We start from the raw sequence: 9,734 nt of genomic DNA, 5'->3' as shown, positions 1-9,734 counted from the left end.
TCGGCGGGAGCGTCGCCCACGCGGACCCGGCCGCCGAACTCCCGGCCGTCCTGGCGCTCTGCGAGGGCACGGTCGAGGCGGCCTCGGCCGGCGGCCGGCGGACGATCCCGGCCGCGGAGTTCTTCGCCGGCCCGCTCGAGTCGTCGCTGCGGCCGGGCGAACTGGCCACGGCGGCGTTCTTCCCGGCGCCGCCCGTACGATCCGGCACGGCGTTCGCCGAGGTGGCGCGGCGGCACGGCGACTACGCCATGGCCGGCGCCGCCGCGCTGGTGACCCTGGATGAGGACCAGCGGGTGAGCTCGGCCAAGGTGGCCTACCTCAGCGTGGCGGCCACGCCGCTCGTCCTGGACCTGACCGGGCCCCTGGACCACCGGCCGCCGGTCACCTGCGACTGGACCGCCGCGGCCGCGTACGCACGGGACCACCTCGACACCGACGAGGACATCCACGCGAGCGCCGGCTACCGCCGTCACCTCGCGGGCGTCCTCACCGAGCGCACACTGCGCGCCGCCGCCCAGGAGGCCCAATGACCGAGCGCAGCGAGGGAATCGAGAGACGCGTCCCCGTGGTCACCTTCTCCGACGTAGGAGGGCCTGTGACCGAGCGCAGCGAGGGAGTCGAGAGACGCGTCCCCGTGGTCACCTTCTCCGACGTAGGAGGGCCTGTGATCGAGCGCAGCGAGAAGGGCAAGGTCCCTGTGGTCGCTTTCTCCGACGTAGGAGGGCTCGTGGCCTCGCGAAGCGAGGGAGTCGAAAGACGCGTCCCCGTGGTCACTCTCTCCGGCGAAGGAGGGCCTGCGGCCGAGCGAGGCGCGGGCGTGTCCCCATGGTCGCTCTCCCCGGCGAAGGAGGGCCTGTGACCGAACTCGGGGAGATCAGCCTCACCGTGAACGGGGTGCCGCGGACGGCCTCGGCGGAGCCGCGGCGGCTCCTGTCGGACTTCCTCCGCCACGACCTGGGCCTGACCGGCACACACGTCGGCTGCGAGCACGGCGTCTGCGGCTGTTGCACGGTGCTGTTCGACGGTGAACCGGTCCGCTCCTGCCTGATGTTCGCCGTCACCGCGGCCGGGCACGAGATCACCACGGTGGAGGGGCTCGCCGCGGGCGGCGGCATGTCGCCGGTGCAGCGGGCCTTCGCCGAATGCCACGGCCTGCAGTGCGGCTTCTGCACGCCGGGGTTCCTGTGCACGGTCACCGCGCTCCTGCGGGACAACCCGCGGCCGAGTGAGGAGGAGGTGCTCGAGGGCATCTCGGGCAACCTGTGCCGATGCACGGGCTACCAGAACATCGTCAAGGCGGTGCACCGCGCCGCGGACCTGATCGCCGAAGAGGGGACGAGCCGGTGACGTTCGGCGAACCGATCGCCCGCCGGGAGGACCCGCGCCTGGTCACCGGCCAGGGGCGCTACGTCGACGACCTCGGGCGGGACGCGCTCGCCGCGGCGTTCGTCCGGTCGCCGCACGCGCACGCGCGGATCACCGGCATCGACGTGGACGACGCCCTCGACATCGACGGCCTGGTCGCGATCTACACCTGGGAGGACCTGCGCGGTCGCGTGGCCGAGCCCCTGCCGCTGCTGATCCCGCACCCCGCGCTGACCCACGGCCGCACCGCCTACCCCCTGGCCCGCGACGTCGTACGGCACGTCGGCGAGGCGGTCGTCATGGTGGTCGCGCGCGACCGCTACCTCGCCGAGGACGCCGCCGAGCGGATCCGGGTGACGTACGAGCCGCTGCCGCCGGTCGTCGGCATCGAGAACGCCGCGGACGCGGCCCACCGGGTCCACGACGACGTGCCCGGCAACATCGGCGCGCACCTCGTGCAGGAGACCGGCGACGCGCCGGCCGCGATCAGGGTCGCGCCGCACGTGCTGGAGTTCCGGCTCGACATCGAGCGCAGCGCGTCGATGCCGCTGGAGGGGCGCGGCGTCTACGCCCGCTGGGACGCCGACGACGGGTCGCTGCGGGTGTACTCCTCCACGCAGACCTCCACGAGCGTGCGGATGGCGATCGCCGCCAAGCTCGGCCTGCCCGCGAACAAGGTCGAGGTCATCGCGCCGGACGTCGGCGGCGGCTTCGGCGTCAAGATCGTCCACCCGTGGCCGGAGGAGGTGCTCGTGCCGTGGGCGGCGCGGCTGCTCGGCCAGGAGGTCAAGTGGACCGAGGACCGGCGCGAGCACTTCGTCTCCGCCGCGCACGAGCGGGCGCAGGTGCAGCACGTCCGGGTCGGCTTCGACGACGACGGCCGGCTCCTCGGCCTCGACGTGCGGATCCAGCACGACCATGGCGCCTACACCCCGTACGGCATCATCGTGCCGATCATCACCTCGACGCAGCTGCTCGGGCCGTACAAGCCCGGCGCGTACCGGGTGGAGTTCACCAGCCTCTACACCAACACGGTCATCGTCACGCCGTACCGCGGCGCGGGCCGCCCGCAGGGCGCGTTCTGCATGGAGCGCACGATGGACCGGATCGCCGACGAACTCGGCCTCGACCGCGCGGCGGTCCGCGAGGTCAACCTGATCCGGCCCGAGGAGTTCCCCTACGACCAGGGGCTGATCTTCCAGGACGGCCGGCCGCTGATCTACGACTCCGGCGACTACCCGGAGATGCTGCGGCAGGTCAGGGAACTGATCGGCTGGGACGGCTTCGCGGCGTTCCGCGCCGAGGCGGAGCGGAGGGGCCGGCGTGTCGGCATCGGGCTCGCCTGCTACGTCGAGGGCACCGGCGTCGGCCCGTACGAGGGCGGCCACATCGAGATCGACTCCAGCGGGCGGGTGCACGTCTCCACCGGCCTGACCTCGCAGGGCCAGGGGCACCAGACCGCGTTCGCGCAGGTCGCCGCGGCCGAGCTGGGCGTGCCGATCGAGGACGTCATCGTGACGACCGGCGACACCCGGCGCTTCGGGTACGCGGTCGGCACGTTCGCCTCGCGCGCGGCGGTGATGAGCGGCAACGCCATCGCCCTGGCCGCCCGCAAGGTGCGCGAGAAGGCGCTGCGCATCGCCGGCGAGGCGCTGGAGGCCGACCCCCGCGACCTGGAGATCGTCGACGGCGTCGTACGCGTCAGGGGCGACGCGGGGGCGTCGATCCCGCTGCGTACGGTCGCGGTGCTGTCCAACCCGCTGCGGTACGCCTTCGACGAGTCGGCGCAGCAGGCGACGCAGTTCGCCGTCGGCGGCTCGATGGACGACCCGCCGCTGACCGGGGAGCCGGGCCTGGAGGGCAGGGACTACTACTCGCCGCCGCGTTCGACGTTCGCCTACGGCATGCACGCCGCGATCGTGGAGACCGACCCGGACACCGCCGAGATACGGATCCTGCGGTACGCCGTGCTGCACGACTGCGGACGGCTCATCAACCCGAGGATCGTCGAGGGCCAGATCCACGGGGGAGTGGCGCAGGGCGTCGGCGGGGCGCTGTACGAGCGGATGGTCTACGACGATGAGGGCCAGCTGCTCAACGCGTCGTTCATGGACTTCCTCATGCCGTACGCGACCGAGGTCCCGCGGATCGAGACCGGCCACATGGAGACGGCCTCGCCGCTGAACCCGCTCGGCGTCAAGGGCGCGGGGGAGGCGGGCGTCATCCCCGGTTCGGCGGTCATCGCCGCCGCGATCGAGGACGCGGAGGGCATCCGGATCACCCGAATGCCGATCTCACCGTCCGAGCTGTACCACCTGCGCGAGGCCGCCGCCGCAGGCACGGCCGAACGCACCAACCGTGCTCGTACGGCCGCGTCTCCTTGAGTCGGGTGGCCGTCTGGAGGGCGGGGCTTGGGGCGGGTCCTTCCATCTTTCGCCGTCGGAGCTGTGCTGCCTGTGTGGGGGCGTGGTTGCGGGTATGGCCGGGCGTACTCCCGTCGTGCGAGCTGTACTGCCTGTGTGAGGACGCGGCCGCGGGTATGGCCGAGCGCGCCAACCGCGCTCGCATGGCCGCGTCCCCTGAATCCGGTGGCCGCCCGGGCGCGGGGCCTCACACCGGCGCGCCGAACCAGGTGTGCAGCGCCTCCTCCAGGCCGTCGGTGTCCTCGCCCGCCCAGGCCACGTAGCCGTCGGGGCGGATGAGCACCGCCTCGGCCGGGGCGTCCGGCGTCGTGACCTCCTCGATCCGGCCGGACCAGGCCTTCGCGGCGCCGCTCGTACGGGTGAGAAGCAGCGGACGGGCGCGGCGCAGCAGCTCGGCGACCCGTGTGGCGCCGGACTCGGTGTTCAGGGGAAGGTCCGGCATCCAGCGGCCGGTCATGGGGTGCGCGTGCCCGTCGCCGTAGCGGACGTCGGCGCCCGCCATGAGCTCGGCGACGCGCCGGATGGCGCCCGGGTCGGTGAGCAGCTCGCCGAACAGCGCGCGCAGCGCCGTGATGCCCGCGCCCGGCGAGGTCAGCGCCATCTGGGCGCGGGTGTGCATGATGACGCGCTCGCCCACCGGCCGCCGCTCGCTCTCGTACGTGTCGAGCAGTCCCTCCGGCGCCCAGCCGTTGATCTCGGCGGCGAGCTTCCAGCCGAGGTTGAGCACGTCCTGCATGCCGAGGTTCAGGCCGGGCCCGCCGATGCCGGAGTGCACGTGCGCGGCGTCGCCGATGAGGAACACGCGGCCCTGCCGGTAGCGCTCGGCCTGCCGGGAGTTCGTGGAGGTGGACCGGCGCAGGCCCGGGTCCGCGTCGTCGGGCACGCGCATCGGGACGTCGGCGCCGAGCACCCGGCGTACGGCGTCGCGCAGTTCGTCCAGCGGCATCGACGTGCTGTCCTCCAGCGGCGAGGACGACCACTCGATCGCGCTGACCCGGTAGAGGCCCGGCTGGAACATGCCGTACGCGAACATGCCGTGCTCGGTACGGGTGAACGTGGCGGTCCGGAGCCGGCCCAGGCCGGGCACGTCCAGCTCGCCGGTGCCCGGCACCGCGACCGGAGGGTCGATGGAGACCTGCCCCTGCCGGCTGGTGAAGCTGCGGTCGGTGATGCCGGGGAAGCCGACGCCGAGCCGTTTGCGCACCGTGCTGCGCCCGCCGTCGGCGCCGACGAGGAAGCGCGCGGTCAGCTCGTAACCGCCGTCGGGTCCGGTGACCTCGGCGGTGACCTCGTCGGCGGTCTGGCTCAGCCCGGTCAGCTCGTGCCCGCGCCGGATCTCGGCGCCCAGCTCGAGCGCACGCTCCTCCAGGAGCTCTTCCAGCCGCCGCTGGGGGATCGGCAGCATGAACATCGGGTTGTCCTCCAGGCGGTGCAGCTCCAGCGGCAGAGCGCCGAACTGGAAGCCGGGCGCGGCGGCCGGTGGGCCGCCGCGCCCGCTGAGCCGCTCGTACAGGCCGCGCTGGTCCAGCGCCTGGACGACGCGGCCCACCAGCCCGTTGGCCTTGGGCATGCCGGCGCGCTCGGACAGCCGTTCGAGCACGAGGGGGCGTATTCCGGCGAGCGCAAGCTCACAGGAGAGCAGCAGGCCGTTGGGCCCACCGCCGATGATCACAACGTCGTGGGTCATGGGGGGTTCCTCCCGTGATGTAGGCCCCGCGATGTGGGCATGACGAAATGGCGGCCCCGCGCGGAGGCCGATGGCGGGTGGGGTATGGGCGACGTGGGGCGGCTCGACGCGCAGGCCGGTGGTGCACGGGCGGCGTTGGCGGTGGCCTGGCGTGCAGGTCGGTGGCGTGCGGGCGGCGTGGGATGGTGGCCTGGCGTGCAGGCCGCCGGTGGGCGGGGGGTTACTCGGGCGGGGGCAGGCCGGACGCCAGGTCGTCGATGGCGTCGCGCAGCAGTCTGGGCAGCGGTACCGGTGGATCGGTGCGCAGCCACTGCTCCCCGGCGACCCGGACGGCCGCGCCGATGGCCGCGGCCACCAGCAGCGGGTACAGGTCGCGGTCGGCGTCGGTGCCGGTGCGTTCGGCGATCACCTCGGCGACCTCGTGTTCGACCGCCGCGCCGCCTTTGATCAGCTCTCCCTGCAGCTCGATCTCGCCGAGCATGAGGCGTACGCCGGCGGTCCACTGCTGGTCGGGCAGGGGCTCGCCGTGGTCGAAGGTGGTCGTGACCGCGTGGGCGACGGCCTCCCAGAGAGGCTCGGCCGGTGGGCGTTCGCGGAGCAGGTCGGCGATGCGGCGCAGGCGGTCGAGCTGCCGCCAGACGATCGCCTCGGCCTTGCTGGAGAAGTAGTTGTTGAAGGTGCGCGGCGAGACGCCGGCCTCGGCGGCGATGTCCTCGACCAGGACGTTGCCGAGGCCGCGTTCGACCGTGAGGCGCAGCGCGGCCCAGCTGAGAGCCTCACGGGTCTGCTGCTTCTTGCGCTCCCGGTGGCCGGGCGCGCGTGCGGTGGTCATGCCACGACAGTAGGCGAAAAGTGCGTGGTCCGCAATATTGCCGGTCCCGCAAGTTTCAGTCGAGGTGCTTCTCGAACCAGTGCTCGGCGTAGGGGCCGTGCGAATAGGCGGGGATCTCGGCGTAGCCGTGCGCCGCGTACAGGGCGCGCGCCTCGACCAGGTCGTGCCGTGTGTCGAGCCGCATCGTGTGCGCCCGCAGGTCGTCGAGCGCCGCGTCCTCGGCGGCGGCGAGCAGCGCGTGGCCCCCGCCGGTGCGCCGGGCACGCGAGTGGACGAACAAGCGCGTCAGCTCGGTGACACCGGGACCGATCAGCCGCAGACCCACGCAGCCGGAGGGCGTCCCGTCGTACCGGCCGACGAGGAAGCACACCAGGTCATCGCTTGGATCCTCGGCGAGCGCGGCGTCCACCTCCGCCTCGGTCGCCGGCCGGCCGTAGTGCCGCGACGCCACGTCGGTGAAGTAGTCGCGCAGCAGACCCGTCGCCTCGACCGGCTCTCGTGCGATCACCCAGCGCGGCCGCGGCGCCGCCCCCGTACGGGTCAGCACCCGGTCGACGTACGGGACGAGGCGCGAGCCCCGGCGGATGTCGTCGCGCTCGTCGGCCGGCAGGTCGCCCAGCGGGTCGGGCAGCACCTCGTCCTCCGGGACGTACACCATCTGCCCGGCGTAGCGGCGGCACGGCGAACACCAGGAGTAGGACACGCAGCGTTCGTAGAGCCGCGAGCCGTGGGGGTGGCAGCGGTAGGTGTAGGACCGCAGCGGCCCCCGGCATCGCCCGCACGTGTCACCGGCGCCGAGAACGGACACCTGCCGCCAGCGTCTCACCCGCCGCAGTATGACGCCGGAGGCGCCGCCGCGGCGACCGGTTTTCCGGCCGGGCGGTCAGTTCACGCAGCCGGCGATGGTGTTGAGCGGTGAGCAGTTGTCCGGGATGTTGGCGCGTACGATCGACCGGCTGATGAGGACGTTGGCGTTCCCGGTCGCGATCCCGCCGCCGGCCGAGGCCCTGTTGAACTGCACGCGGGTGTGGCTCAGTGTGGTGTTGCCGAGGTTGGACAGGCCGCCGCCGAGACCGCCCGACACGTTGCGTTCGACGGTCGTGCGGATGAGCTGCGTCGCGCCGTTCGGCTGGGTGTTGACTCCACCGCCGTTGACCGGCGCGGTGTTGTACCGGACGGCCGTGGCGTAGAGGACCGCCGTGCCGGAGTTGAGCATCCCGCCGCCGCCGACGCCGGTGGTGGCGTTCTGCTGGAGCGCGCTGCGTGAGACGGTCGTCCGTGAGCCGGCGAGGCCGGCGATCGCGCCGCCGCTGCCGGCGGTGTTGCCCGCGATGGTGACGCGGCTCAGGACGAGCCGCCCCGCGTTCTGGATGCCGCCGCCGAGGCCGGACGTACTGCCGTTCAGGATGGCGATGCCGGCCAGGCTCAGCCGCGCTCCCGCGGCGACGTCCAGGACGCGGAAGGCCGCGGCGGCCGGGGCGCGCCTGATGGTCGTGCCGGGCCCGCCCAGCAGCGTGACGTCCCCCGTGATGGTCGGCAGCCCGGTCGCGGCGGTCGCGGGCGTCTGGATGTCATAGACACAGCGCGGCGCGAGACGCAGGATGAGGCCCGGTGAGGTGTCGGCGGCCGTGATCGCCGCGTTCAGCGCGGTCACGCTGCACGGCACCCTCACGAGACGCGTCGTGGCCATCGAGGGAGCCGGGCAGGTCGCCACCAGCATGCCCCCGGCGGCGACGGCGATGCCGGTGCCGCTCGTCCAGCGCGTGAATGAGCCCAATGAGACCGCCCCCCGGCAGGAAAGAGTCGCGTGTGCACCGGCGGCGGACCATCCGTCGTCCTCCGGTAGCGGAAGTACAGCGCGCGATTCGCGTCGTGCGCCGGGGGCGACGCGCGATCGACCGCGAACATCGATCAGTCTTTGCGACGCCTTTCCCCCGGGCCGGGGCGGGCTCAGGAACGGAAGTAGCGCGCGGGCAGGTATCTCCTGACCGCGGCCGGCCGGAGGCCCTGCTCGGCGATGGTGTGCAGCAGCCGCTCGAAGTCCGCCGTCATGTGCGGGTTGAAGTGCACGAGCAGGATGTCGCCGGGGCGCAGCCGGCGGCCCGACTGGTAGGCGATCCGGCCGTTCGTGACCACCTCGCGCCAGAAGAAGACGGCCTTCATGCCGCAGTCGCGGGCCGCCCGCAGTGTGGTGCGGTCGGTCGCGCCGTACGGGGCGCGCAGCAGCGTGGGCCGCGTGCCGTACCGCCGGGTGTAGATGTCGGCCGGCGCGCAGATCTCCTCCCGCTGCCGCGCGTACGACAGCTTGGGCAGGTACGGGTGGGTCATCGTGTGGTCCTCGATGAGCGCGCCCGCGCGCCGCAGCCCGCCGAAGTAGCCGTAGTCGTCCTTGATGGCCGCGTTGGTGAGGAAGAGCGTCAGCGGGATCCGCCGGTCCCGGACCAGCCGGACGAATGCCGGGTCCTTCTCCCAGCCGTCGTCGATCGTGATGAACACGACCCGGCTTCGCACGGGGACGTGGCTGATGACCGGCGGGAGCGGTCCGTCGTCCGGCAGCGTACGAGACGCCGGGTTCGTCGACCGGGTGGCCTTCGGCCGTGCCGTCGTCCGGGTGGACCGCGGCCGGCGGTGACGGGTGGTGCCGCGGGACGCGGAGGCGGTCGGGGAGCGCCCGGCCTGCGGGGACCGGGTGTCGTGGCAGGCGGTGAGGCCGCCGGCGGCGAGCAGTGTGCAGGCGGTCGCGGTCACGGTACGGGCCGGTGGCGCCATCGGATTCCTCCCTGTGGCGTGTGATCCGTCTCGGTTCATCCCACGATAGGAGCGGCTTCGGCGGCACTTCGCCGTATCGGACAGCGGTTCTGGGTGCGGATTGTCAAAGGACGCGGCCGCCACTCGGCAGTTGTTGCCCTTCGCCCGGCGCCCGGGGTTTTCTAGTGTCGGGCTCACACAGGAGGTCGCCGATGAAGGTCAACGGCAGCGTCAGCGTCGCCGCACCCGTGCCCGACGTGTGGCGGGCGCTCCGCGATCCCGCCGTGCTGGCCCGGACGATCCCGGGGTGCGAACGCCTCGACGAGGTGGGCCCCGACACGTACGCGATGACGATCCGGGCCGGGGTGGCGTCGATCAAGGGCACCTACGCCGGCCAGGTCGCCCTGTCCGACCCCGAGCCGCCGCACGCGTTCACCCTCCGCGCCCGCGGCCAGGGCGCCCCGGGCACCATCGACGCGACCGTACGGGTCCGCCTGTCCGAGGCGGACGGCGGCACCCGCGTGGACTACGACGCGGACGCCACGGTGGGCGGCATGATCGGCGGCGTCGGCCAGCGCATGCTGGCGAGCGTGGGCCGGCGGACGGCGGGAGAGTTCTTCTCCGCGGTGGAGACCGCCATCACCCGCCCCGCCCCGGCCGCGGAGGCCCCGGCCGTACC

Annotated in this window: 10 protein-coding genes; 5 read left to right on the top strand and 5 right to left on the bottom strand. The window is 73.2% G+C overall.

Annotation, left to right across the window (positions count from 1 at the left end; translation table 11 throughout):
* From ACFFNX_RS31950 to cutA, 4 genes are all read left to right on the top strand, one after another.
* Window positions 1-530: FAD binding domain-containing protein (locus ACFFNX_RS31950; protein WP_378209595.1), on the top strand; the 530-nt coding region annotated here is incomplete at its 5' end.
* Window positions 527-859, top strand: a complete 333-nt coding sequence (locus ACFFNX_RS31945; protein WP_378209594.1) for a hypothetical protein — start codon at window positions 527-529, stop codon at window positions 857-859. The genes ACFFNX_RS31950 and ACFFNX_RS31945, both read left to right, overlap by 4 nt.
* A complete protein-coding gene (locus ACFFNX_RS31940) occupies window positions 856-1,347 on the top strand; it encodes a (2Fe-2S)-binding protein (RefSeq protein WP_446678536.1) in 492 nt (163 codons plus the stop codon). Before ACFFNX_RS31945 ends, ACFFNX_RS31940 begins: the two co-directional genes overlap by 4 nt.
* Window positions 1,344-3,749, top strand: coding sequence for an aerobic carbon-monoxide dehydrogenase large subunit (gene cutA / locus ACFFNX_RS31935; RefSeq protein WP_378209592.1), 2,406 nt, complete (start codon window positions 1,344-1,346; stop codon window positions 3,747-3,749). The genes ACFFNX_RS31940 and cutA overlap by 4 nt, the downstream gene beginning before the upstream one ends.
* Before the next feature lie 226 nt (window positions 3,750-3,975).
* On the opposite strand, the gene ACFFNX_RS31930 is transcribed toward cutA, so the two are convergent.
* From ACFFNX_RS31930 to ACFFNX_RS31910, 5 genes are all read right to left on the bottom strand, one after another.
* The gene (locus tag ACFFNX_RS31930) at window positions 3,976-5,475 is read right to left on the bottom strand and encodes an FAD-dependent monooxygenase (protein ID WP_378209591.1); all 1,500 of its coding nucleotides are present in this window, start codon (window positions 5,473-5,475) and stop codon (window positions 3,976-3,978) included.
* Between the two features lie 220 nt (window positions 5,476-5,695).
* Window positions 5,696-6,307: an acyl-CoA-like ligand-binding transcription factor gene (locus ACFFNX_RS31925; RefSeq protein WP_378209590.1), complete on the bottom strand. Its 612-nt coding sequence runs from the start codon at window positions 6,305-6,307 to the stop codon at window positions 5,696-5,698.
* A gap of 55 nt (window positions 6,308-6,362) precedes the next feature.
* Window positions 6,363-7,133, bottom strand: a complete 771-nt coding sequence (locus ACFFNX_RS31920) for a GNAT family N-acetyltransferase (RefSeq protein WP_378209589.1) — start codon at window positions 7,131-7,133, stop codon at window positions 6,363-6,365.
* 57 nt (window positions 7,134-7,190) lie between these two features.
* Entirely contained in the window at window positions 7,191-8,084 is an 894-nt protein-coding gene (locus ACFFNX_RS31915; RefSeq protein ID WP_378209588.1) for a hypothetical protein, read from the bottom strand.
* Window positions 8,085-8,257: 173 nt separating this feature from the next.
* Window positions 8,258-9,076 (bottom strand): polysaccharide deacetylase family protein, encoded by an 819-nt coding sequence (locus tag ACFFNX_RS31910; RefSeq protein ID WP_378209587.1) that lies wholly within the window; start codon window positions 9,074-9,076, stop codon window positions 8,258-8,260.
* A 191-nt stretch (window positions 9,077-9,267) separates the two neighbouring features.
* Here ACFFNX_RS31910 and ACFFNX_RS31905 point away from each other — a divergent pair.
* The coding region (locus ACFFNX_RS31905; RefSeq protein ID WP_378209586.1) for an SRPBCC family protein at window positions 9,268-9,734 on the top strand (467 nt) is incomplete at its 3' end.

The sequence above is a fragment of the Actinoallomurus acaciae genome (genome assembly GCF_042429965.1).
Taxonomy (GTDB): domain Bacteria; phylum Actinomycetota; class Actinomycetes; order Streptosporangiales; family Streptosporangiaceae; genus Actinoallomurus; species Actinoallomurus acaciae.
This window is presented reverse-complemented; position numbering and strand designations above follow the sequence as displayed.

What these genes read in the sequence shown, in the direction of transcription:
- ACFFNX_RS31945 (WP_378209594.1), top strand. Translation starts at nt 527, where the DNA reads ATGACCGAGCGCAGCGAGGGAATCGAGAGACGCGTCCCCGTGGTCACC.
- ACFFNX_RS31930 (WP_378209591.1), bottom strand. Translation starts at nt 5,475, where the DNA reads ATGACCCACGACGTTGTGATCATCGGCGGTGGGCCCAACGGCCTGCTG.
- ACFFNX_RS31925 (WP_378209590.1), bottom strand. Translation starts at nt 6,307, where the DNA reads ATGACCACCGCACGCGCGCCCGGCCACCGGGAGCGCAAGAAGCAGCAG.
- ACFFNX_RS31910 (WP_378209587.1), bottom strand. Translation starts at nt 9,076, where the DNA reads ATGGCGCCACCGGCCCGTACCGTGACCGCGACCGCCTGCACACTGCTC.